Below are 24,455 nucleotides of genomic sequence, written 5' to 3' on the forward strand. Positions count from 1 at the left end.
CCCTTCCCTACGCCTTCTGCTGCCGCTTAACCTCGGCTTCGGTCAATTGCGTATAATTCGGCTCCAGCGCATGCACATCGTCCGGGGGATGTCCGGAACGTTCCATTGCGGTGAGGCCGAGCCATACGCCTTCCAATTCGTATGGTACGACCTGGACCAGCTCGCCAAAGCCGGCAGCCAAGGCCCCCAGCGAGGCTTCATGCTTCGCAGTCTCGCCCACGCACCAGACGTGGGCCGGGCGTTCCTGCGGCGGCAGCTCATGAAGCCGCCGGGCCAGCTCTCCGGCCCAATCGTCCATCAGCCGGATCGCGTCGGGGGCGAGACGCTCCGGCATCCCGCCCGGCGCTGGCACGCCAAGCAGCGCCGTATACGCCTGGCCGCGCCGCGCGTCCACCAGCGGCACGATCCAGTGGCCGCCGGCATAGCGGCGGCCTTCCCCGCCTGCGGGAGGGGCCGCCTGCGTCCGGGATGGGACTTCCTTCCCCCATCCCGCAGCACCGCCAAGGCCTGCCGCAGGCGCTTCCGCCGCCCGCGCTGCGCCGGCCGGCTCCTCGCCTTGGCGCGCGGCCAGCCGGCCTAGCGCCGCCGCGTCCTGCCCGCTGGCAGTGGCCCAGCCGCCCAGCGCCAAAGCAGCCAGGCTGGAGACGCCGTACACGGGCAGCTTGAGTGACCAGGCCAAGGTCTTGGCCGTGGTTACCGCGATCCGTGTACCGGTATAAGAGCCTGGCCCGACCCCTACGGCGATGCCGCTTAGATCCCGCTTGGCCAAGCCCGCCTCGGCCAAGCAATCGCTAATCGCCGTGATCAGAAATGCCGAATGGTTGCGCTCGGCATAAATATTACGCTCGGCGAGCACGCGGCCGCCAAGTACCACCGCAACAGCCAGGGAGGATGTAGACGTGTCAAACGCCAACAACCGCCAAGGCTGCTGGTCTTCTTTAGATTGATTCATAACCTTGTACTCCATTTCTCTTCAGGGAGGACAACCATGAAGCATACGGCTCGCCCTGTCCCTTGATATGCATGCGCCGCCCCGTCTCCGATACGGTCTCCACATAAATATGGAGCACCTCCGGCGGAAGCAGTTCCTCGATGAGGCTGGCCCATTCCACCACAGTCACACCAGGGCCGTAGAAATACTCGTCCAGTCCCAACTCATCGGCTTCATCCAGCGACAGCCGATAGACGTCCATATGATAGAAGGGCAGCCTGCCTTCATACTCCTTGATCAAGGTGAAGGTCGGACTATTCACCGTCTCAAGCACGCCCAAATGGCGGGCGAACAATTGAGAAAAGGCCGTTTTGCCCGCCCCGAGATCACCGTCCAGGGCCAGAACCGTCCCCGGCTGCGACCAAGCGGCCAAACAAGCCGCCAGCCTTTCGGTAGCCTCCAGACTCTCTGCCTCATAGACCCAATCAGCCAAGGTATTGTCCATCTCTGAATTCACTGCTCGTAACCACCTTTGAGAGGTTGTTCAAAAAGTCGTCCTTCCAGAACGAAGCAGTTCGAGGAGAAGGTTCGACATCGAATCTTGAATTCACCCGGGCCAAGCATGGGCTTCCGTAGTATGTTTCTTGCAGAAACATTTCAGTTGCTCACGTACCCGTATGCTTCCGAAGTCATCCTGCTAACCCGACTTTTTGAACACGCACTCTGATTGACTTGTCCTATATCCGGTACCAAAAACGTATGTACTCATTATATCGGTACGTTTCTCGACCCGCAACCGCCCCCATCAGGAAAAAGAACGTTGTTGGACATTCCCTGTTCCTTCAAAAAGTCTGCATCATAGAAAATCATTTTTCACCCATACTACATCTAAGTACACATCTGTCCGCCCGGCGAACCGGATTCGCCACACCAAGGCAAAGGAAGGAGCAAACGCCCATGCATACGGTCTGGAAAGGCGCCATCAGCTTCGGGCTGGTCCACGTGCCGGTTAAAATGTTTTCCGCTACCGAAGACAAAGATATCTCGATGAAATATATCCACAAAGCTTGCGGCAGTCCGCTTTCTTACGTGAGACGTTGTCCCGCCTGTGAAGTTGATGTGAACTGGGAGGAGATATCCCGGGGATACGAATACGAGAAGGGGAAATATGTATTATTTGAAAAGGAAGAGCTGGAGCAGTTGTCCGCACAAACGGAGAAAACCATTCATATTATGGATTTCGTCGATTTGCAGGAGATCGATCCGATCTATTTCCAGAAGACCTACTATTTATCTCCTGATCAGGCTGGCGGAAATGCCTACCAGCTCTTGCTGGAAGCGATGCGGCAATCCGGCAAGATTGGCATTGCCAAGATCGCCATTCGCTCCAAGAGCAGTCTGGCTGCCATTCGTGTCATGGAGGGCTGCCTGGCTATTGAAACGATTTTTTATCCCGATGAAATTCGGCCCATCTCCCAGGTTCCCAATCTGCCCGAGCAAATTCAGGTCAACGACAAGGAGCTCACGATGGCTCGTCTGCTGATTGAACAGCTATCCACTCCCTTTGAGCCCGGGAAATATACGGACGACTACCGCGAGAGCCTGCTCCGTCTGATTGGACAGAAGGTGGCCGGAGAGGAGATCAGCCTGGCTCCGGCCAAGCCGGAGACGAATGTCATCGATCTGATGGCCGCCCTTCAGGCCAGCATAGAAGCGGTCAAGCCGGTCGCAACAGATCCAGGCACCACTTCAACCCCGGCTCCGGCCAAGCGAACGCGCAAACCTGCGGCCAAGAAGAGCAAGTCCGAACCGGACAAGGCTGTCGAGAGTTCCTCTACGGACTCATCCATAGTCGTACAGCCCAAGCCCAAACGACGAGCCTCCACCAAGCCGGGAGCCAAATGAAGGCGGCCTGTCAGCTTTGTCCAACACGGCATGCCTCCAGCGGAACATTGACCCAGCCCTGGATGATAGGCTGACGCATCGTGCCGCCCGGTGTCCATTCCAGAAATTGCACCTTTAACGTCAGGGCCGGCTGAATCCAGACGGCCCCTTTTACTCGTTCCGGGACATTGTGGAAAGGCCTCGCGGGGATGATCAAGGGCTGAATATGCTCCGTTAAATCCCGCCAATCCTGCACCTTCCACTTTCCACTACCAGCATGTCCAATATAGAGGAACTTGCCTTCTTGATCATATAGTCCCAGCATCACGGCATTCACCATCCCATCGCGGTAAGTTACGCCGCCTACAGCGGCATAAAGGTCATGGGTTAACTTAATCTTCTGCCAGCGGGCATCCTTGCCGCCAATCGCATAGGTACTGTCCAGCCTTTTGCATACGATGCCTTCCCAGCCCCGTTCTTTCATAACCGCAAATAGCCGCTCACCCTCGGTCAGACTGGGAACCCCTTGCACTCGATCGGAGGGAATGATGATTTGTTGCAGCAGGTGTTGTCGCTCCGCCAGCGTCTTATCGTTCATCCATTTGCCATTGTAATAAAGAACATCAAACACCATGTAGATTGCAGCGATACGGCCGACGGCAAAACGAATCTCCCGCTCCTGACGGAGGCTGTCCCGCCGCATAATCTCATGAAATGAAGGCTTGCCATCCGCCAGGGCAATCATCTCCCCGTCCAGAATCACCGAGCTTGCCTTGCAGTACGCCGGAACCTCGGTGAACTCGGGATACTGGAGAGTGCGGTCACGGCCCTGCCGGTTGAAAAGCCGTGCCTCCCCGTCCGTATAATAAACGAGCATCCGCACCCCGTCCCATTTTACCTGAGCAATCCATGCTTTTCCCCAGGGAATCGCCCTACTGCGAATCGGCTCAAAGGGGACAATCGGTTCCAATCTCATCCGCCCAACCTTCTTCCTCTCTTATCTGTCATCCTCCCTCATAGTTTTGCGCACCGAAGGCAAGCCTATACTTAAATAAGTATAGGAGGGATTGCGCATGGCAACAGCCCGGCAGGGAAGCATTTATGTGGAAGGGGAAGAGATTCGGATAACCAATCCTGACAAGCTGCTGTGGCCGGAACTCGGCATTACCAAAAGCCTGTATCTGGAGAAGCTGACAGAGCTTTCTCCCTATCTGCTCAAAGCCTGCCGCAATCGGCTCTTAACAACGATCCGTTATCCGGGAGGGGTTCATGGCAAACACTTTTATCAGAAAAATGCCCCACAGCCCTTGCCTGCCTTCGTCCACACCGCTATCCATGAAGACATCAACTATATCGTGCTGGACCGACTGGCCACCTTATTATGGCTGGGCAATCTCGCCTGCATTGAATTTCATCCTTCGCTGCATTACGTGGGCGAATCGCTGCCTTGCGAATGGATGATGGATCTGGACCCTTCGCTGGAGGAAGAGCCGCGCATTATGGAGGCTGCCGCCATCGTCGGCGAAGCCCTATCCTCCCTTGGCATCGAATCTGTTCCAAAGACCTCGGGTGCGACCGGCTTGCAAATTATCGTCCCGATTCATTATGGCATCACCTTCGATGAGTTGCGCAGTATCGGCCACTTCGTCGCCAGGTACGTTACTGAGAAGCATCCCGGGCTCTTTACGATTGAACGGTTAAAAAAAGACCGCGGCGATAAAATCTACGTGGATTACTTGCAGCACTATAGTGGAAAAACACTGGCTGCCCCTTACACGCCAAGGGCCCGCGTCGCTGCCAGTGTCTCTACTCCGCTAACCTGGGAGGAGGTTCGCCGGGGGCCGCACCCTGCGGATTATAATCTCCTGAACATCGCACAGCGCCTGAAGGAGCGCGGTGATTTGCTGGATGCCATCCCTCCGCAGCCTCTGGAATTGATTCTGCAGCACCTCAAGGGAAAGCGGCCTTTATATTAGACAGGACCGTTTTTTTGACATGATTTAAGAATCATAGGAATAGATAATTAATAGAACCCACAAGAGTAGGGAGGAGATGCCATGAGGAGTGTTACCCTGCCTAATCCCAACCGGATGACACTGCTTGTTCTTCGGGATGCGGCTCGTCCCGTCAAACAAATTCAAGTGTCCAAGCCGCTGGTCGTTGCCGTTCCGCTGCTGGCGATATTGTCCATCTCTGGACTGATCGTCAGCCTGCACGTACAGTCGGAGCAAACGATCGGCGCTCTGGAAAGCAAGCTTGCTACACAGACCCTCGCTTTTGAAGCCGTGGTTACTGACAAGGATGAGGCCATATCACGCTTGCAGAATGAGGTCATCGCTTTGTCCAGCCAATCCGAGAACATGATGGGGCGTATGGAACGGGTCGCGGAGCTGGAGGCAGAGCTTCAGCAATTCATCAGCAAATATGGCATCAGCGATGCCAAAGAGCTTGGCAAGCTGTCCTCCCTGCCTGCGGACGAATGGACGGCTGCGGATGCCCCGCAATATGTGCGCACTAGCAGTGTGGGCGGTGAGTTTATCGCTGTTCATGACAACGAAATCACGGACCTGGCCCAGCACACCAAAAATGACTTCATCGCCATGAACGAAATGTTGGATGAAATGGAGAAAAACATCCCGGTTACTTTGAAAAAAGCCCGACAGACACAGCATTCCATTTCCGGTACTCCTTCTGAGTGGCCCACCTTGTCCACCCGCTTGACCTCGAATTTCGGCTACCGCACTGACCCATTCTCCGGGCGGGCCGCCTTCCATGCGGGCATCGATATTGCCGGGAAGATGGGGGACCCCGTCTATGCCGCCGCTGCGGGCAAGATCGTTACCGCGGACCGCGACGGCTCTCACGGCAAGTATATTGTCGTCGAGCATCCCGGAGGCTTGCAGACCTGGTACTTGCATTTAAGCGGCATTGATGTCAACGAAGGAGACGCGGTCAGAAAGGGACAACGCATCGGCAAGCTGGGCAGTACCGGACGAAGCACGGGCCCCCACCTTCATTTCGAGATCGTCAAGGGTGGCAAAGCGATTGATCCCCTGCCTTATTTAAAATGAAAGGAGAGCCTGTTCATGTTCAAAGAGACGAAGAAGTCCACAACCGACACGCTTATTGGTCAAGGCAGCCTGTTTGAAGGCAAGCTCGAATGCAAATCCAATCTGCGAGTAGAAGGTCAAGTTCACGGAGAAATCAATTGTCTCGGGCAAGTGGTCATCGGCAAGACAGGTGAAGTTCAGTCAAGCATCAAGGGTGCCGATGTTGTTGTAGCTGGCACGGTTTTCGGGGACATTTCTACCTCCGGCCGGTTAACGATCGCAGACAGCGGCCGGGTTGTTGGCGATGTCCATGTTGCCAAGCTGGTTATTATCGAAGGCGGCGCTCTGAACGGTATGAGCAGAATGGAGAAGCCGGCGCCTGCCGTCACCCAAACAGCCGGTAAGGAAAAAGGCAAAAACCAACCCCAAGCGGAAGCGGGGTAATGGAGCTTAAGCATACAAGCAGAATTATATCGCACGCGAACGCGAAAAAAGTTCCCACGCCGGATAAGGCAATGGGAACTTTTGGTTTTTGGGCAAGCATGGTAATCCTTATTTGGTTGGAGCCAACTCACGTGTGCTGGCTTCAAAAGCGGCAAGCAATGCGGCATCGCCACGAAGCCCCTCATTCTCCACCTTGCGGATTTGCTCCATCATCCGCTTGTAATCCTTCGGAATGACGCGGACGAATTTAGGCAGGAACTTCTCCCACTCATCCAGCATACGGCGTCCCACTGGACTATCGGTATATAGAACGTGACGGCTGATCAAGGTGCGAAGCTGGTCAGCTTCGGCAGGGTCCTCCACCGATTCCAGAAGCACCATTTCCAGATTGCAGCGATTCACGAAGTCTCCCTCTTCATCCAGCACATAAGCGATCCCGCCAGACATGCCTGCCGCGAAGTTGCGGCCTGTGCCGCCAAGTACAACCACGCGACCTCCAGTCATGTACTCACAGCCATGATCGCCCACGCCCTCAACCACAACATTGGCCCCGGAGTTGCGGACGGCAAAGCGTTCACCAGCAATACCACGGATGTAAGCCTCTCCGCTAGTCGCGCCATAGAAGGAGGTATTCCCGAGAATGATATTCTCTTCCGCACGGAACGTAGCACGCGGCGATGGCTTCACGATGATCTTGCCCCCCGACAAGCCCTTGCCGGTGTAATCGTTGGCATCCCCTTCCACGCTGAGCGTCATTCCCTTCGGTACAAAGGCACCAAAGCTTAAGCCCGCCGAACCTTCAAAGTGGAACGTAATCGTATCCTCGGGCAATCCCTCAAGACCATACCGGCGCGTCACCTCGCTGCCGACAATCGTACCTGTAGCGCGATTGACATTGCAGATCGGCAAGCGGGCACTCACTGCTTCTCTACGCTCCAACGCAGGTGCAGCAAGCTCCAGCATCCTCGACATATCCAGCGTTTCTTCCAGACCGTGGTTTTGCTGCTTGGTGCAATAACGGCTGCTGCCTTCCGGAAGCTTCGGCATATGAAGCAGCGAGCGAAGGTCAACGCCTTGCTTCTTCCAATGCCCCTCTACCTTCACGGCATCCAGACAATCGGTCCGGCCGATCATCTCCTCCAGGCTGCGGAAGCCGAGCTCCGACATCCATTCCCGCAAATCCTCCGCCACAAAGGTCATAAAATTCACGACATGCTGCGGGTCTCCGGCAAAGTTCTTGCGCAGCTCCGGATTTTGCGTAGCTACGCCTACCGGGCAGGTATCAAGCTGGCATACACGCATCATGATGCAGCCAACCGCTACGAGCGGTGCGGTGGAGAAGCCATATTCCTCAGCCCCTAGCAGGGCAGCAACAGCAAGGTCGCGCCCGTTCAGCATCTTCCCGTCTGTCTCCAGCACAACGCGATCCCGGAGGTTGTTAAGCATCAAGGTTTGATGTGTTTCGGCAAGCCCCAATTCCCACGGCAAGCCGGCATGACGGATGGAGCTTTGCGGCGATGCGCCAGTTCCTCCGTCATAGCCGCTGACCAGGATAACATCCGCCCGGCCCTTGGCTACCCCGGCAGCAATCGTGCCGACACCCGCCTCGGAGACAAGCTTGACATTGATGCGAGCCCGAGGATTGGCGTTTTTGAGATCAAAGATCAATTCAGCCAAATCCTCAATAGAATAAATGTCATGATGGGGTGGCGGCGAAATCAGTCCTACGCCTGGCGTCGAGCCACGTACCTCGGCAACCCATGGGTAGACCTTCCGTCCAGGAAGCTGTCCGCCTTCCCCTGGCTTCGCCCCCTGAGCCATCTTGATCTGGATTTCGTCGGCATTCACCAGATAGTTCGACGTCACGCCGAACCGTCCGGAGGCCACCTGCTTGATCGCGCTTCGGCGCAAATCGCCGTTCGCATCCGGTACGAAACGTGCCGGGTCTTCCCCGCCTTCGCCGGTATTGCTCTTGCCGCCGATGCGATTCATTGCGATGGCAATCGTCTCATGCGCCTCCTTGCTAATGGACCCGTAGGACATCGCCCCGGTCTTGAAGCGGCGCATGATCGAAGCCGCAGATTCCACTTCCTCCAGCGGCACCTTCGGTCCGGCTGCCTTCAGCTCCAGCAGGGAACGCAGCGTCAGATGCTTCTGATTCTCCCCTTGGACCAGCTCGGCGAACTTCTTGTACAGAGCATAATCTCCTGTCCGTACGGCCTGCTGCAGCAAATGTACAGTCTGTGGATTGAAGAGATGCTCTTCGCCCCCGCTGCGCCATTGATATTCCCCGATGGAATCCAGCACCTTGTCATTGCCGTCTTTATCGGTGAAAGCCCGGAAATGATGTGCCAGCGTCTCGGCGGCAACCTCCGGCAAGCCGATCCCGCCGATGCGGGAAGGCGTCCAGGTGAAGTAGCGGTCTATAAATGATGACTCCAGCCCAACCGCCTCGAATATTTGTGCCCCACGGTACGATTGAATCGTGGAAATGCCCATTTTGGACAACGTTTTGAGAACGCCCTTCGTGGCTGCTTTAATAAAGTTATAAACAGCCTTCTCATGGGTAATGCCTTGCAGCATATGCTGAGCGATCATATCCTTCAATGACTCGAAAGCCAGATACGGATTTACCGCGCTTACACCATAGCCCAGCAGTAGGGCGAAATGATGCACTTCACGCGGCTCGCCGGATTCCAGCAGCAAGCTGACCTTGGTCCGCGTTTCCTGACGAATCAGATGATGCTGCAGGCAGGAAACGGCCAGTAATGCCGGGATAGCAGCATTCTCCGCATCCATCCCCCGGTCCGACAGGATAATGATGTTATGGCCCTTGGCAATGACCCGGTCAGCAGCTTCGCACAGGGTATCCAGTGCTTGACGAAGCCCTTCCGCCCCTTCGGCCGCCGGGAACAGAATTGGAATCGTAATGGATTTGAAGCCAGGGCGGCGTACATGACGAATCTTGGCAAAATCCTCATTGGACAAAATCGGCGAGTCCAGACGGATCTGACGACAGCTCTCCGGCTCCGGATTAAGCAGGTCGCGCTCGGGTCCAATCGTAGTCACCGTTGAGGTAATCAGTTCTTCACGAATGGCATCAATCGGCGGGTTGGTTACCTGAGCGAACATTTGCTTGAAGTAGTTATAGAGACGCTGCGGCTGCTCCGACAATACGGCAATCGGTGCATCATAACCCATGGAGACCAGGTTCTCCTGCCCCGTCATCGCCATCGGCTCCAGCACCTTGCGCAAGTCCTCATACGTATAGCCAAAGGCCATTTGCCGCTGCGAGATATTCTCATGACTTACCGGCGGCAACTCCTTCGCGTCGGGCAAATCCTCTAGTTCGACCAAGTGTTCGTCCAGCCATTGGCGATAAGGCTGCTCAGCAGCAATGGCTGCCTTCACTTCCTCATCGGAAATGATCCGTCCCTCCTTGGTATCGACCAGCAGCATCCGTCCTGGACGAAGACGGTCCTTATAGAGTATATCCTCGGCTGGAATGTCCAGTACGCCTACTTCGGAGGACAATACGATCAGATCGTTTTTGGTCACGTAATAACGCGAAGGGCGCAAGCCGTTGCGGTCCAGAATCGCTCCGATCTGGATACCATCGGTAAAGCCCATAGCTGCAGGGCCATCCCATGGCTCCATCAAGGTGCTGTGGTATTCGTAGAACGCCTTCTTGTCCTGGTCCATATCCTTCTGTCCACCCCAAGGCTCAGGCACCATCATCATGGCGACATGCGGCAGGGAACGTCCGCTCAGATACAAGAATTCAAACGTATTATCAAACATAGCCGTGTCGGAGCCATCCGGGTTAATGATTGGCTTGACCTTCTCCAGATCGGCGCCAAACGCCTCGCTCTTGAACATCGACTGCCGGGCACGCATCCAGTTCACGTTACCGCGCAACGTATTAATTTCCCCGTTGTGGATCATGAAGCGATACGGATGCGCGCGCTCCCAGCTTGGGAATGTATTGGTACTGAAGCGAGAGTGCACCAGGGCAATGGCCGACTCCAGCGCTTCCTGCTTCAAGTCCAGATAAAACTGCCCCACCTGCTCGGTGGTCAGCATCCCTTTATACACAATTTTACGGCATGACAGACTGGACACGTAAAAAGCATCGCCCTCTTCCGAGCCGCTATAACGAATCGCTAGCTCGGCCCGGCGGCGGATGACATAGAGCTTGCGCTCAAAATCCAGATCGTCCGTAAGCTCTGCCGAGCGGCCGATAAAAATTTGACGAACAAACGGCTTGGCCGCCTTGGCCGACTTACCCAGCATATCATCACAGGTCGGCACCGTCCGAAAGCCCAGCACGCGTTGTCCTTCCGCTTCAACAATGCGTGCAAGCTCCGTTTCTTGACTGGCACGAACCGCCTCGTCATGCGGCAGGAACAACATGCCTACACCATACTGGCCGGCTTCTGGAAGAACAAAGCCATGCTTCTGTGCTTCCTCCGCAAAAAAGCGATGCGGAATTTGCAGTAAAATACCTGCCCCATCTCCCGAATTGGGCTCACTGCCTTGCCCGCCCCGGTGCTCCATATTCGCCAGCATCGTCAAGGCCTGACTGACAATATCGTGTGAGGCGTTTCCCTTGATATGAGCGACGAAGCCCATACCGCAAGCGTCTTTTTCAAAAGCGGGATCATACAATCCCTGCTTGATCGGTGTATCGGTATGTTTCATCATCTGACGCAACCCTTTCTTCAGCCGGATAAGCCCGGACCCATCTTTCCTTTTATTCTAACGGAAAATGTCAGTTGTGTTTTTGCACTATATTCTCTTTATTTTGCACTATTGATTAGAAATTTCAGACAAATGAGCACAGCTCGTCCAAATTAGCCCCCTGCACATAGCAGCATGTTCATCTATAGTGAAAATCATCCAGGGTCTTCCCTCTGGATAATCTAACTTTCCAGCTTGTACTTTTTTACAGAAGAAAAAGGGATCGCAGGTGAGTAGTGACGGCGGTATAAAATTGGTTGCGAATGATAGCTGGCTGCTATTCCAATTCCTTGTCCTGCTTGAGTTCCCCGACCTAAGTCCAGCAGCAGACCAGTCCATAGACTCTGTATATTGACACAGAAACGCAATACACTTAATAGCAGAGTACAAATATGGAATAAGTGTGGGGGGCAGGCGATAAATATGCGGAAGAGAAGAGTGCTGATCTTATCTGAGGGATTTGGAAGTGGCCATACGCAAGCCGGATATGCGCTGGCAGCCGGGCTCAAACGGAAAAATCCGCAAATTCACACAAAGGTAATGGAGCTGGGATCATTTCTGAACCCGAAGGTTGCTCCTTTAATACTGGCCGCTTATCGCATGACGGTAAATACCAGCCCTGCGCTGGTGGGCAAGTTCTACTATAAAAAATATGAGAAGCCCATGGGCGGGCTCACCCGACTGGCATTACATAAGATGTTCTATCAGCATACGTTGCAGGTGATTCAGCAGCTCAATCCCGATCTGATCGTGTGCACTCATCCGATTCCCAACGCTATTGTGGCCCATCTGAAAGCGACCAAACGCCTGAATGTGCCACTTTGCACCCTGATCACCGATTACGATGCCCATGGTTCCTGGATTAGTCCCGGCACCGATGTTTTCCTGGTCTCTGCCCCTGAGGTCAGAGCTTTGCTAATTGCACGCGGTGTGGAACCAGCCAAAATTCGCAGCACAGGGATTCCCGTCCACCCCGACTTCTGGGGAAGACAGGCCCCATCCGTTGCCCGAGCCGAGTTAGGGCTTCAGGATATCCCCACTGTACTTGTTATGGGAGGGGGCTGGGGACTGCCGGTAGAGGATGATTTGCTCAGCAAGCTGACAGCCTGGAGCGACAGAGTGCAAATTGTGTGCTGCGTCGGAAACAACGAGAAGCTTGCAGCCAAGCTGCGTTCTGATCCCAGATTCCAGCACCCGAATGTTAAGGTCATCGGATTTACGCGAGAGATCAGCAAGTGGATGGATGCCTCCAACGTGCTGATTACGAAACCGGGAGGAATGACCTGCACCGAAGGTATGGCCAAGGGCATTCCCATGCTGTTCTTTGAGTCCATCCCAGGTCAGGAGGAGAAGAACCGTGAATTCTTCCTGAAGCACGGCTTTGGAGCGGAGTTAACCTCTCCTTCCATGCTGGACGAGAGGTTGGGAGCACTGCTTGAGCGGACCGGAAACGCCCGGAGCAAAAAGGTGGCGACGATGCGAGCGGGCTATCAACCTGATTCCTGCGCCGATGTGGTCGCTGGGTTGCTGCACCCCTTAGCTGCAAGCACGCCATCCCATACGCTCCGCGTTTTATGCTAAGCAGGCTTGATTTCTCACACAATTCTCAATTAATAGCATTGCCAGTGCGTTAAGTTACACCCTTCTCCTGCTCTTCTGGATATAATCTGACTTAGGCCTAATTACATATATAGCGATTATAGCTGGGTCAAGATAGGAGAGGTAACATGAGCTTTGCACAAAAAATTGCCTACGTGCTGATCGGGCTGCTGCTTCTGGTCGGTTCATTAATCGGTTTGTTCAGCTATCAAGTCACCTACCGTCAGGTAGAAGAGTCTGCAGGCATTGAAACGGTCGGATGCGCCAATATTACTACCGGATTATTTGACACCGGCGATATCGAGCGCCTCGTTCAAGGAGATACCTCCGGACTGGAGGAACTGGAGACTAGACTGAACTGGACGGTAGAACACAAGCCGCTGTTCAAGGAATCGTTTCTGATGTCGCTGGACGGTACGATTCTGGCCGCCGACCAAAATCTGAAAGCCCGGGGATACCAGGCTGGGGATACCTTTCATTTCAGCGATGAGGATCGTGAGATGATTGCTTCGATGAAGCACTCCGTATATACGAAGGTGTATTCCTATGATGGAGCCGAGCTGCTCAGCGGCTACGGACCGATATACAAAAACCACGATCCGCAGCAAGAAATCATCGGTCTGATGGTCATTAATTTTGATGCTTCTATTATTAGCGACAGAACACGGGACATCTTGATGCTGCCTTTTATGATCGGAGCCATCGTCTTCGTCTTGGCTGTTCTGTTCGTCTACTTCTTCATTCATCGGATGATTCGTCCACTGGAGAAGCTCTCCAAGCAAGTGGAGCTGGTCGCTCAAGGCGACTTGACCGTACAACCGCTTCTTGTCAAGAGCAAGGATGAGGTGGGTCGCCTGACCTACAGCATCGCAGAAATGATCACCAGCCTGCGGGAGCTGATTGCCGAGGTGAATGATACTTCGATGCAAGTAGCCGCATCTTCCGAGCAACTCTCCGCCAGCGCCGAGCAGACGGGAACCGCCAGCGAGCATAGTGTCAGCATTTCGCAAGCGCTGGCACAGGGTGCCGAGCTGCAATTGCAAAACCTCGAGTCCGGGTCGATGGCCCTGCATGAGATGTCTAACCGAATCGGACACATTGCTCAGCATGCTGTAAATGTGTCCGGGTCAGCCCAGCAAGCCTCCGCCGCCTCCGATGAAGGCGCGTTAGCCATTCGTTCGAGTGTGCAGCAAATGGCTACGATGGAATCGAAGATTGTGGATTTATCCAGCACGATCGAAGAGTTAAGCAGCCATTCCAAAGAAGTGCAGGGTATCCTCGATATTATGACCGAGATTGCCGCCGAGACAAATCTGCTAGCCCTGAATGCTTCCATTGAAGCAGCCCGGGCCGGAGAATACGGAAGCGGCTTTGCAGTCGTGGCTTCCTCTGTACGCAAGCTCGCAGAGCGCTCCACCGCCTCGGCTGGGCAGATTGCCCAACTGGTCGCGCTGATTGTCCAGCGTATGGAGTTGGCTGGTGTAGCCATGGGCGAGACGGTCCAAGAAGTGAAGCGCGGCTCCGAGCTTGTGCAACGTGCAGGTGATTCGTTCGAGCAAGTCGAGGAAGCCGCTCAGTCCACAGCCGAAGCGATCACGGATGTAAGCGAAAGTGTAAGTCTGCTTGCGGCAAGCTCGGACAAGCTGGTTGCCTCCATCGATGAAATCGTGCGCTTTGCCAATGAGACAGTCAGCAGTGCACAGGACATGTCTGCTTCCTCCCAAGAACAGCTCGCCTCCATTCAGGAGGTTGATGCCTCAGCCAACTTGCTATCCAGCCTGGCCGAGAAGCTGCACGAGCTGATTGAGCGCTTTAAGGTAGCTTGATTCAACGTAATAGATAGATGCAAAAAGGTGTGCCACGGCTTCCTGTAACTCAGGAAAGCAGCGGCACACCTTTTTTATTTCTGAAAGTTCTTAATAAACTGCTTGGTGCGTTCCTTCTGCGGATGATTGAAGAATAAGTCCGGCGTTCCCTGCTCCACAATGTGTCCACCTTCCACGAACACAATTTGATCGGACACCTCACGGGCAAAGCCCAGCTCATGTGTGACGATAATCATCGTGGTGTCCATCTCGGCGATGGACTTGATGACCTGAAGCACCTCAGCTACCAGTTCGGGGTCCAGAGAAGAAGTTGGCTCATCAAACAAAATGGCATGAGGACGCAGGGCCAATGCCCGGGCAATACTGACGCGCTGTTGCTGTCCCCCCGACAGGGTAGCAGGATAGTTATCCTTCTTGCTCTCTAGCCCTACCTGTCTAAGAAGCTCCATCCCCAGCTCGTTCGCTTCCTTTTTCGCCATTTTTTTGACGACAACTAAAGATTCGGTCACGTTTTGCAACGCGGTCTTGTTCTTGTACAGATTGTAATTCTGGAAGACCATGGCCGTTTGCGCCCGCAGGTGCTGAATCTCTTTGCGATTACAGCTTCCTACATCCAGCTTGACCTTACCTACCTCTATGATCCCGCTATCGGGTTTTTCCAGGAAGTTCAAGCAACGAATCAGCGTCGATTTGCCCGACCCCGAGGGGCCAATAATCGAGAGCACCTCACCATCCTTGATGTCCAGGTCAATGCCTCTCAGGACCTCCAGCCCATTGAAGCTCTTGGTCAAATTCGTGACACTTATCATTTACCATCCAACCTTTACGTCCGGTATGGGCGATCCAAATATCTTTCCAGTAATTGTTGCAAGTAACTATAGACAATAATCATTGCCCAATAAATCAGGGCCACAGCCAGATAAGCCTCAAAGAAACGGGCAGATTCAGCTGCTTGCATCTTGGCTTCGGCAAAGATCTCTACGACGCCCAGTGTGAACGCCAGCGAGGTTTCTTTAAGCAACGAAATAAAGGTATTGCCCGTACCCGGCAGAGCATTACGCGCCGCCTGAGGCAAGATGATGCGCCGATATGCCTGCACCTTGGTCATGCCTCCGGTCAGACAAGCCTCCATCTGCCCTTTATCCACCGACAGCAGAGCGGCGCGGAAGATTTCCGCCAGGAATGCCGCTTGCTTGATGCCTAGACCAATAATCGTTGCGGTGATCGCATCCATTTTTGTAAAAAAAGGAAATAACTGCGGCAAACCATAATAGAGTAAAAATAGTTGCACAAGCATCGGAATGGAACGGAAGAACGAGATGTATAGACTCGCTGCCGATCTCAGTCCCCGGCTGGAGCTGTTCCGCATAAATGCCAGCACAAGTCCAACCACTACAGAGATAAGCATAGCCAGAACGGCCATGAATAGAGCTATGGGAATGTATCTCATGGCACCTGCCATGGCTACAAGGATATAAGAAGGATCAAAATTCATATCGAATCGCCTGCTTCCCCCTCACCGGGCTATTATTCCGGTTTTACCGTAATGTCTTCTTTGAAATATTTCTCGGAAATCTGCTTGAGCGTGCCGTCCTCGCGTAATTTTTGAAGCTCTCCGTTGATCTCTTCAATCAGTGCAGCCTTCCCTTTCTTCATAAACGGAAAGGCAACATCCTCATAATGGAACGGATCGCCCACGAACTTGAGCGGCAGACCTTGCTTCTGGATTTCCGCCAGCAAGGAGGATTTAGAGTTCACATAGCCTTCTACCCGCTTGTTCAGTACGTCATTTTGTGCCCCGTCGCGATTTTCATACGTCCGGACCTTTATCTCGCTATTCGTATCAAACTTCTCCAGATTCTTCACATTTTGCGAACCGAAGACGCCCGCTACCGTGTGGCCCTTCAGATCCTCCAAAGTATTAATATTTGTATTGTCTTGATGCGTCACAATCGTTACTCCCGCGTAGGAATACGGTATTGTAAAATCGTACTTGGCCTTCCGTTCCTCCGTCACCGCCACCACATTGGCGATCGTATCGATTTTACCCGTCTCAAGTTGTCCGGTTAAGCCGCTGAAGTCCGAATTGGTCCACTCCACAGAATATCCCAGGTTCTCTGCAACCTTCTCAATAACCTCCACATCGAAGCCAACCAGTTTGTCCCCTTCTTTATAGCTATTGGGATAAGACTGCCCGGTGGCTCCTACCCTTAACACTTTCTTCCCGTCCGTTCCTGTGGCACCGGAATTGGAGCAAGCGGTGGCAAGCAAACCAACCAACAACAAAAAAATCATCGTAAACAATAATTTTCTCTCCATCTTATTTCCCCCTGTTGAAGTTCTTTACAAAAATACATGTTTATCAGTTCAATGTGATTAATTATATATATTCCTATAAGATTAGTCAACTTAATATCTTGTAGTATATTAATAAATTCTAACATCTAAAAAAAGCGGGGCATCTCATGATGGATGCCCCGCTTTTAATCAGAATTTGTAAAGTATGACAAGTGTATCAGCTCATTACAGATCGGCGAGTCCGATCCTTATTTGCCAAGATAGGCGTTCAGCATCCAGCGGTGCTTCTCCAGGGAAGAGATGACGCCTAGCAACAAATCGCCAGTCGCTTCATCCTCGGCATTAGCTGCAGCTTCCATGCCATCCTTCAATTCTTGTCCCAGCTTCTCGAAGTCGCTAATCACCGCCGCTACCATTTCTTCCGCAGTCTCCTTGCCGCTAGCTTCCTCAATGCTGGATAAAGCCAGAGATTCACGCAAAGTGGCTACCGGAGTACCACCAATAGTCAGCAAGCGTTCAGCAATATCATCGATATAGGTGGCCGCTTCATCGTAAAGTGCTTCAAATTTCTCATGCAGCGTGAAGAAGTTAGGGCCTTTGACGAACCAATGGAAATTGTGCAGCTTGGTGTACAACACCGTCCAGTTCGCAATTTGCAAATTGAGCTGTTGCTGTAATACTTGATCCACTTGAGTTGTTGTTTGATTTGCCATTTGTAATTCCTCCGTTTCAACAAATAATTTTAAATAGATAGTTAGTCTATCTGCTGTGCTTTTTTATTAAATTTAGACTAAATCTAAATCTTGTTATTATCATATCACCTGAATAGACAGGTTGCAAGCTTTCAACCATGAACATCCCGTGAAGAGTTGATGATTTTATAAGGAAAATATCTATTGATGTACTGTCTTTGAAGCCAGGCCACGTTAAGCGGTAGTTTTTCTTGCGATTATAGAATTGTTCAGCTCCGCTGAAAACTTATAAACTCTATAATCTTAAAAAAATAGCCCGAACCGTCATCGTCCGGTTCGGGCTGCATGCCATTAACGTTGCTCATTACGCAGATGCAGCTTGAATTGCTCCAGACTGCGCTCCATTTGACGGATGCCCTCTTCTACCAGGCGACGGTCCACCGCATGCTCGGTATCCACTTGTGGCTTGCGAGCGGCAGCAAGCGTCTTCTTCTCTTCCTCCCAGTAGGCCTGACGGCGCTGGATTTCCTTATATTTATCCAGTAAGTCGGTGATAATATCATAAAAGCGTTCATAGTCAACAATAATGTCATCCAGAAAACGGTCAACCTCTTCCTTATCATAACCTCTCATTTTCGCATCAAAATCCTTCTCATGGATCGAGAGCGCATCCAGCTTGACTCCTAACTGGCGAAACAAGCTTTTTTGATCCTCCAGTTTGCGTGTATACTCATCTTGCATTACAATCCCTCCGTACTTGCTCAACGTTTAATCCTTTATAGAGGTAGTTCAAAAAGTCATGAACTCGCACTCTTTTAGAGGTTGTTCAAACAGTCGCCTTCCCAGGACGAAGGTGTTCGAGGAGTAAATTCGACATCGAATCTTGAATTCACCCGGAACTTCCGTTGTTCACGTACCCACTACGTACGCTCCGCTACTCAGTCCCTAGCTTCATTCAACCTTCTTGGTCCTGTAAACCCGACTTTTTGAACTCGCACTCTTATAATGTAACACATTTCAGACCCCGGAATCACCTGTTCCAATGTCACTGTGAAACAAGCATTCGACAATGTCCGAATTTCTTTCTATAATATGCATTAGTTGAGTCTAACATTTGGTGGTGAGCAAAATTCTATACGTATTAACTTTCCTGGTATCGTTTCTGATTGTTTACTTCCTGATCCCTCCATTGGGGCGACTGGCTTTCCGTCTGGATTTCGTGGACAAGCCACGCGAGGATGTGGAACGCAAGCTGCATCGCCAGCCTATTCCGCTGACAGCGAGCTACGCCATCTTTATCGGCTTCTTCGTGTCCTATCTCTTGTTTACGCGGAATTTCTCTTGGGAGACCGGCGCTCTGTTTGCTGGTGGCGTACTGCTTCTGGCCATTGGCACGGTAGATGACTGGTATAAGACAAAGGGGAAAGATTTCCCCGCACTGCCCAAGCTGATTGTTCAGGTGTCCGCGGCTATTCTGGTCTATGCTTCGGGGATTACCTTTAGTGGATTCGTCAATCCGTTCAGCGGCGACTACGTCTTGCTTCCGACCTGGCTCCAATTCATTCTGACAATTCTCTGGATCTTCGGCGTGACTACGGTTATCAATTTCTCTGACGGGCTGGACGGCTTGGCGGGAGGTCTATCGACTATCTCTGCAATGACTTTATTCGTCGTTGCTATAGCCAAAGGACAATCCAATTCGGCTATGTTGTCTATCGCCCTCATTGGGGTTACGCTGGCCTACCTGCGATACAACAAGGCGCCAGCCAAGGTGTTTATGGGGGATGCCGGGGCTACCTTCCTGGGCTTTATGCTCGCCGTGATTGCCCTGGATGGGGCCTTCAAGCAAGCGACTGTGCTGTCGCTCTTTATTCCGGTGCTGGCCCTGGGCGTGCCGATCTTCGACAATATCTTTGTCGTCATCAAGCGGATGCTGCAAGGCAAATCGCCTTATGTCGCCGATGCCAGCCAGGTCCATTACCGACTACTGCGAGCTGGCCTGAATCAGAAGCAGGTCGTGATGTTCTTGTATCTGATCAGCACCTGCCTGGGACTGTCCTCCATCATACTGCTCTTATTGCAGGTATAACACTCAGGCAGAAGGTTACGACACGGTATCTTGAGCAATGAGCATATTACATTCATTGAAATAACACAGTATCCTCTACAAATATTTGCAGCCCCCCTGGCACAAGCCAAGGGGGCTGCAAATTTACCGCTGTATTTCATCAAGAAGGTTTGTTGGTGTCCACCGCCGCCTGAATCTCCTTCGGCTTCTCCTCATCAGTTGTCTCTCCACGCATGCCTTTCTTGAACTCCTTCATCATTGTGCCTAAGCTGCGCCCAAGTTCGGGGAGCTTACTGGGGCCAAACAATAGCAATGCTGCAATCACTACCAGTAACAAATGGGACGGGCGCAACAAATTTTCAATCACATTTATCACTCCTCGGGCATATCTTTGTGGTCATTATACTACTTTTTTTCATTTAATGGAAACCCTTTCTTTTTTTCGATTCCCTTATCGTGTTCTTTCCAAGCTACTTGCTTGTCATAGAAACCAAAGCCACCGTCTAGGCATATGCTGTGTCATCACGTAACGTAAAGGAGCGAACATCATGAGCGCTTACAGCCTATGGGCTATCATTGCCATTGGACTCGCGTCCAACCTGGATAATGCAGGTGTCGGTCTTGCTTATGGGGTGCGAAAAATCCACATTCCATGGTACTCCAATCTGGCCATTGCCATCATTTCTTTTCTGGCCACTCTGATGTCGGGAATCTTCGGCAGTTGGATCTCCTGGTGGATTCACCCCTGGGTAGGCCGATTGCTGGGAACCATTGTAATTGTAGGTGTAGGGATATGGGTACTTCTCCAACCTTTCCTGGAAAAGAAAGCTGTCCCCGCCGAGAACGAGACCAATCCGCTTACCAGGCTGCTCCGCAATCCCGAGGAAGCCGATAAGGACAGCTCCAAGACATTGAGTCTGGGTGAATCCATCATTCTGGGCATTGCCTTAGCCATGAATGCCCTGGCTGGCGGCTTCAATGCAGGGATCACCCGGCTCAGCATCGGATATACCTCCTTGGCTGTTGGAGTATTCAGCTATCTCTTGCTTGCGCTATGCGCAGGGTTCGGACAAAGATTTGCTGCTGAGAAGCTAGGCAATCAGGCTACGGTAATCTCCGGCTTGCTACTTATCTTTATCGGTATCCGTCAAATGTTATAGAACCCATCCCAATTAGGACTCCTTTCTCAGGGAAAGGAGTCCTGCTATAATAAGTAGGAGACTGATCAAGGGAGGTCTTTTTAGTGAAATGGTTCACAAATTATAAAGAAGATTTAGAGTTGGCTTTCAACCAGGCCGAGGAGATCCTGTCTGAATTTCCTGAAGAATTTCGCAGCCAGGCGCTTAAATACCTTGATAGATTTAACCCTAGCAAGCGCCCTGGATCACAGAACTACATCTGTTATCTCCTGCCCTTCTGGCTCCAGGAAGCCGCAGGTACCCAGACAGAAGACAGCAGGCGTCTGACTGTGGCCATGATTTTCGTGATGATGTATTACCATCTTGTCGATGAAGTTATGGACGAGCCTGAGACGAAGGAAAATAAACGTAAATTACCGCTGGCCAACTTGATTCAGCTCGAATTTTGGCGGATTTACACGACAGACTATCCACCCTGCTCCTCATTTTGGAATTATTACCGTAAATATATGTCCGAGTGGGCCCAGGCTGTTGCTTTCGAGAATGAAAATGATTTCTTTCAGACTAATCCTGTGGGCATAGCTAACAAGGCAGCACCGGTCAAGCTAACCGTAGCTGGAGCACTGCTGCTAACCGGACGAGAGGAACGGATTGCCGACTTCGAGTCGGCGGTCGATACCGTACTGATGACCTTGCAAATGCTGGACGATTGGGAGGATTGGGAGAAGGATCTTCAGGAAGGCAGCTACAATGCGCTAATCTCGGTCGTGCAGCGAGAACTGCAAATCCCCTCGGACCGCAGGCCAACACCGGAGGAGATCAAGCATGCATTATATGTTCGCGACATCTTGTTTACATACGCCATTCAGACGGATCATAATACAGCAATCTTAGCCAAAACGGCCGACGAACTGCCCCATTTGCAGGCTTTCCATGAATATCTGAAGCGAAGTCTGAAGGACGGGGCCCAAAGCCTGCAAAAAGAGCGAAATTTGTTGACCCAAGGCGGATTGGCGTACTGGTTGACGAAAAATGAAACTCATTTCTAGCGCTTTGTCGAATTTCGTGATATGATAACAGGGAAATTATAACTATTCCTTAGGAAAGGGTGATCTTATGACATCAGGAGCTCTCTTTCAATCACAAGTTGTTGAAAAAGCATGGCAAGATCCTAGCTTCAAAGCAAAGCTGCTTGCCAACCCGAAGGCTGCTATCCAAGAAGCATTAGGTGTGACTCTGCCGGATCATATTAAAGTAAAAACGGTAGAAGAAAGTGCGGATGAATTTTATGTCGTGCTCCCACCGAATCCGGAAAATGTAGTAAAGAGTGAGACAAAACCACTCGCAGTGTGGCATTAATTTCCGCAATGAGTCTAACGGCAGGGATAGAAGAAAGATTATCCAGTTGTTTCCTCCTGACTTGCAGTGGGGAATCGGATAACTGCTTCCGTCCCTGTTCCCTTTTTACTAGTAAAGCAAATTTCCCCGTTCATCACCTCTATGATGCGAAACGTTACCATTAACCCTAGACCTGTCCCCTTCGTTTTATTGGAAAAGTAAGGTTCTCCTAACCTTGCTAGCACCTCTTCGTCCATGCCTTCTCCATCATCTTTAATGTGTATAACTACATTGCCATCCTCTTCATAGCTCCAGATTTGTATTTCGCCCTCTCCATTTAATGCTTCGATACTGTTCTTGATAATATTTATAAACGCCTGCTTAAATTTGGAGGAATTCCCTCGCACATAAAGATTGTTTGGAATTTGGACCGTAATTTTGCCCCCTTGCAAATTAGCAAGAGGAATGAGTATTCCTTCGATGTGTACAAATTCGGCGAGGATGTTCAGTTCAGTCACCTTCCCTCCCTCTGGTTTGGCAAAGGTTAAGAAATCCGTAATGATAGCTGAAGCACGATCCAACTCCTCTAATGCCATATTTAGAAACACCTTATCAGAGCTTTGCTGCTTCTCGACAAGCAACTGCAGAAAACCACGCGTTACCTGTAGTGGATTACGAACTTCATGTGCAACAGAGGCAGCTAATTCACTAATGATCTCCATCTTCTCAGAGCGTTGCAGTTCATTATTAAACAGCTCTAATTGTTTTGAATATGCAACCACTTGCTCATGGTTGGCAACAAACCTTCGACTCAGAATAATAATTAATGCTCCCAGAAAACATATAACTCCCAATTTCCATAAAAATAGAGTATAGTATCCGTTACTATAGTAAAATCCGATTAGTTCGCCAATACAGAATAGTGCAAAAATTAAAAACCCCGTCAATAAAATAAACGCTTCTTTATTCCCTTTAATAACATTAATAGCTATATTAGTCGCCAGAACAATAAATTGAGCAATCATAATTACTCCCATGATTTGTACTGTAATTATCGAATATAGATTATAAAATATATTGGGAGATATTTGGTTCAAGATTAACATGAGAAAGCAAATTAAAGAATATACAACTGAGACTTGTCTCGCTCTTCTAATTAGGCCTTTATAACCTGAACCAAATATCTGTTCAAAGAAATAAATAAGCGAAGGAAGCAATGAAAACAAGGCGACATCAAATAACACCATTAATAATCTATCTGCTGTATTATAGTCAAATAGCCAAAATACAAAGGCTGTGTAGGTAAGCACCAACAATCCGCTTGAGAAACTAACACCACAAAGCGAAAACCACATCTTAATATTGACATACTTTAAGAAAATAGAACAAATAAGCATAATCACTGCCATAAAGATCAGAGTACTGCCCAATACTAAATCGGGTATGTTATTTCTTATGAATTTCTTCATTAACCCTTGATAGTCCCCGATTTTAACGGGAGCAAAAAGGCCAATTTTATGTATTGCTGAAGATACACCGATATAAACGGTTTGTTCTGAGTTTTGCTCAGCAATGGGAACTACGACGTAATTGATACCATAATTAAACTCTCGCTGTGATTCATAAACTTGATCCCCATCTAAATTAACTACAATATGCTTCGCATTTATTTTTTCTATAAACATTACTTGAGTATTATTAGTTAGCTTTGGAAGCTGAAATCTAATCCATTGAGACATCCCTGGGCTTGACTTTTGTGGGATTTCTCCATCTGCCCTAACGTCAGTCCATTCAGTTATCTGCTCAAGTTGCTCCACACTGATATTGGGGTCAAAATTCTCCGTCCAAGTGATTTGCCAATGGTCTACTTGAATTGCACCTGATTTGGCATCCTCTGAGCCTAGAAACAAGTAGACAAAAATAAACGCTAGCAGCAACACGAAAACAGTAATAATCCCCTTAGTCAAACCCTTCATACAGCACCTCTGCGATCAAGATGAGAAAACCACTATAATTCTCCCTTCAGGAAGCCATACCGTGGTGAACAAAACAGTCATGTAGCACACAAAAAAACTTCCAACATGTACCATTCGATATGACTGCACGAAAACCTTCAATTATATGGAAAATACGATAATATTTTAACCTTTTAGCAACAAAGCTATTTTACCGTTTCTAACGTGATTTATCTATGAATCTTTTGGAAAAAATGCTTATTGTTGCTGCTCCAAGATAACGTCCTCTTGCTGACGGGATTGCCTGTACGGAAGCTGGCACATAGAATGACCGCATCCCCTCACTCAAGAACGAAAGATTTTATCAGGGCGGGTATATCCATATATTGAACGAGGTACAGTATTGGAAAAAGAGCATCCTTTATTTGTTGCAAATTTTGCTGAAGAGAGGGTCGGACAAAACAATGGCTGGCTTTCGTGCACCGTTTAGG

At 50.8% G+C, this 24,455-nt stretch carries 21 protein-coding genes; 10 read left to right on the forward strand and 11 right to left on the reverse strand.

What is annotated here, in order from left to right; translation table 11 throughout:
• Positions 1 to 7: 7 nt before the first annotated feature.
• The gene (gene tsaB / locus C557_RS0106315; RefSeq protein WP_040676509.1) at positions 8 to 967 is read right to left on the reverse strand and encodes a tRNA (adenosine(37)-N6)-threonylcarbamoyltransferase complex dimerization subunit type 1 TsaB; all 960 of its coding nucleotides are present in this window, start codon (positions 965 to 967) and stop codon (positions 8 to 10) included.
• Positions 939 to 1,436 carry a tRNA (adenosine(37)-N6)-threonylcarbamoyltransferase complex ATPase subunit type 1 TsaE gene (tsaE, locus tag C557_RS0106320; RefSeq protein ID WP_026263329.1) on the reverse strand — a complete coding sequence of 166 codons (498 nt, stop codon included), beginning with the start codon at positions 1,434 to 1,436 and terminating at the stop codon, positions 939 to 941. Before tsaE ends, tsaB begins: the two co-directional genes overlap by 29 nt.
• A 452-nt stretch (positions 1,437 to 1,888) precedes the next feature.
• Between tsaE and ku the strand changes: the two genes are divergently transcribed.
• The gene (ku, locus tag C557_RS0106325; RefSeq protein ID WP_018750998.1) at positions 1,889 to 2,836 is read left to right on the forward strand and encodes a non-homologous end joining protein Ku; all 948 of its coding nucleotides are present in this window, start codon (positions 1,889 to 1,891) and stop codon (positions 2,834 to 2,836) included.
• Between the two features lie 10 nt (positions 2,837 to 2,846).
• On the opposite strand, the gene C557_RS0106330 is transcribed toward ku, so the two are convergent.
• On the reverse strand, positions 2,847 to 3,791 hold the full coding sequence (locus C557_RS0106330) for an ATP-dependent DNA ligase (protein ID WP_018750999.1): 945 nt from the start codon (positions 3,789 to 3,791) through the stop codon (positions 2,847 to 2,849).
• A 97-nt stretch (positions 3,792 to 3,888) separates the two neighbouring features.
• On the opposite strand from C557_RS0106330, the gene ligD reads away from it, so the two are divergent.
• The 3 genes from ligD to C557_RS0106345 all read left to right on the forward strand — a co-directional run bounded on the left by ligD (position 3,889) and on the right by C557_RS0106345 (position 6,309).
• Positions 3,889 to 4,791, forward strand: coding sequence for a non-homologous end-joining DNA ligase (gene ligD, locus C557_RS0106335; protein ID WP_018751000.1), 903 nt, complete (start codon positions 3,889 to 3,891; stop codon positions 4,789 to 4,791).
• Positions 4,792 to 4,872: 81 nt separating this feature from the next.
• Entirely contained in the window at positions 4,873 to 5,886 is a 1,014-nt protein-coding gene (locus C557_RS0106340) for a M23 family metallopeptidase (protein WP_018751001.1), read from the forward strand.
• A 15-nt stretch (positions 5,887 to 5,901) separates the two neighbouring features.
• Complete coding sequence (locus C557_RS0106345) at positions 5,902 to 6,309, forward strand: bactofilin family protein (RefSeq protein WP_018751002.1); 408 nt, start codon at positions 5,902 to 5,904, stop codon at positions 6,307 to 6,309.
• Positions 6,310 to 6,417: 108 nt separating this feature from the next.
• On the opposite strand, the gene gltB is transcribed toward C557_RS0106345, so the two are convergent.
• A complete protein-coding gene (gene gltB / locus C557_RS0106350; RefSeq protein WP_026263330.1) occupies positions 6,418 to 11,010 on the reverse strand; it encodes a glutamate synthase large subunit in 4,593 nt (1,530 codons plus the stop codon).
• Between the two features lie 462 nt (positions 11,011 to 11,472).
• Between gltB and C557_RS23055 the strand changes: the two genes are divergently transcribed.
• Both C557_RS23055 and C557_RS0106360 read left to right on the forward strand, forming a co-directional pair.
• Entirely contained in the window at positions 11,473 to 12,630 is a 1,158-nt protein-coding gene (locus C557_RS23055; RefSeq protein WP_018751004.1) for an MGDG synthase family glycosyltransferase, read from the forward strand.
• A gap of 146 nt (positions 12,631 to 12,776) precedes the next feature.
• Positions 12,777 to 14,474 carry a methyl-accepting chemotaxis protein gene (locus C557_RS0106360; protein WP_018751005.1) on the forward strand — a complete coding sequence of 566 codons (1,698 nt, stop codon included), beginning with the start codon at positions 12,777 to 12,779 and terminating at the stop codon, positions 14,472 to 14,474.
• Positions 14,475 to 14,548: 74 nt separating this feature from the next.
• Here the strand turns inward: C557_RS0106360 and C557_RS0106365 are convergent, their stop codons facing one another.
• From C557_RS0106365 to C557_RS0106385, 5 genes are all read right to left on the reverse strand, one after another.
• A complete protein-coding gene (locus C557_RS0106365) occupies positions 14,549 to 15,283 on the reverse strand; it encodes an amino acid ABC transporter ATP-binding protein (protein WP_018751006.1) in 735 nt (244 codons plus the stop codon).
• Between the two features lie 14 nt (positions 15,284 to 15,297).
• Positions 15,298 to 15,969: an amino acid ABC transporter permease gene (locus C557_RS0106370; protein WP_018751007.1), complete on the reverse strand. Its 672-nt coding sequence runs from the start codon at positions 15,967 to 15,969 to the stop codon at positions 15,298 to 15,300.
• Between the two features lie 32 nt (positions 15,970 to 16,001).
• Positions 16,002 to 16,793 (reverse strand): amino acid ABC transporter substrate-binding protein, encoded by a 792-nt coding sequence (locus tag C557_RS0106375; protein ID WP_018751008.1) that lies wholly within the window; start codon positions 16,791 to 16,793, stop codon positions 16,002 to 16,004.
• Positions 16,794 to 17,020: 227 nt separating this feature from the next.
• Positions 17,021 to 17,485 (reverse strand): Dps family protein, encoded by a 465-nt coding sequence (locus tag C557_RS0106380; RefSeq protein ID WP_018751009.1) that lies wholly within the window; start codon positions 17,483 to 17,485, stop codon positions 17,021 to 17,023.
• A gap of 330 nt (positions 17,486 to 17,815) precedes the next feature.
• The gene (locus C557_RS0106385; RefSeq protein WP_018751010.1) at positions 17,816 to 18,205 is read right to left on the reverse strand and encodes a DivIVA domain-containing protein; all 390 of its coding nucleotides are present in this window, start codon (positions 18,203 to 18,205) and stop codon (positions 17,816 to 17,818) included.
• Between the two features lie 373 nt (positions 18,206 to 18,578).
• On the opposite strand from C557_RS0106385, the gene C557_RS0106390 reads away from it, so the two are divergent.
• A complete protein-coding gene (locus tag C557_RS0106390; protein ID WP_018751011.1) occupies positions 18,579 to 19,553 on the forward strand; it encodes an MraY family glycosyltransferase in 975 nt (324 codons plus the stop codon).
• Positions 19,554 to 19,692: 139 nt separating this feature from the next.
• Here C557_RS0106390 and C557_RS0106395 read toward each other — a convergent pair whose 3' ends face one another.
• Positions 19,693 to 19,899: a twin-arginine translocase TatA/TatE family subunit gene (locus tag C557_RS0106395; RefSeq protein ID WP_018751012.1), complete on the reverse strand. Its 207-nt coding sequence runs from the start codon at positions 19,897 to 19,899 to the stop codon at positions 19,693 to 19,695.
• A 181-nt stretch (positions 19,900 to 20,080) separates the two neighbouring features.
• Between C557_RS0106395 and ytaF the strand changes: the two genes are divergently transcribed.
• The 3 genes from ytaF (at position 20,081) to C557_RS0106410 (ending at position 22,030) form a co-directional block, all read left to right on the forward strand.
• Positions 20,081 to 20,692 (forward strand): sporulation membrane protein YtaF, encoded by a 612-nt coding sequence (gene ytaF / locus C557_RS0106400; RefSeq protein WP_018751013.1) that lies wholly within the window; start codon positions 20,081 to 20,083, stop codon positions 20,690 to 20,692.
• Positions 20,693 to 20,775: 83 nt separating this feature from the next.
• Complete coding sequence (locus tag C557_RS0106405) at positions 20,776 to 21,720, forward strand: hypothetical protein (protein ID WP_018751014.1); 945 nt, start codon at positions 20,776 to 20,778, stop codon at positions 21,718 to 21,720.
• Positions 21,721 to 21,787: 67 nt separating this feature from the next.
• Positions 21,788 to 22,030, forward strand: a complete 243-nt coding sequence (locus tag C557_RS0106410) for an NHLP leader peptide family RiPP precursor (protein ID WP_018751015.1) — start codon at positions 21,788 to 21,790, stop codon at positions 22,028 to 22,030.
• A 38-nt stretch (positions 22,031 to 22,068) separates the two neighbouring features.
• Here the strand turns inward: C557_RS0106410 and C557_RS0106415 are convergent, their stop codons facing one another.
• Positions 22,069 to 23,985, reverse strand: coding sequence for a sensor histidine kinase (locus C557_RS0106415; RefSeq protein ID WP_018751016.1), 1,917 nt, complete (start codon positions 23,983 to 23,985; stop codon positions 22,069 to 22,071).
• Between the last annotated feature and the right edge of the window lie 470 nt (positions 23,986 to 24,455).

Source organism: Paenibacillus sanguinis 2301083 = DSM 16941, from assembly GCF_000374825.1.
GTDB classification, from domain to species: Bacteria; Bacillota; Bacilli; order Paenibacillales; family Paenibacillaceae; genus Fontibacillus; species Fontibacillus sanguinis.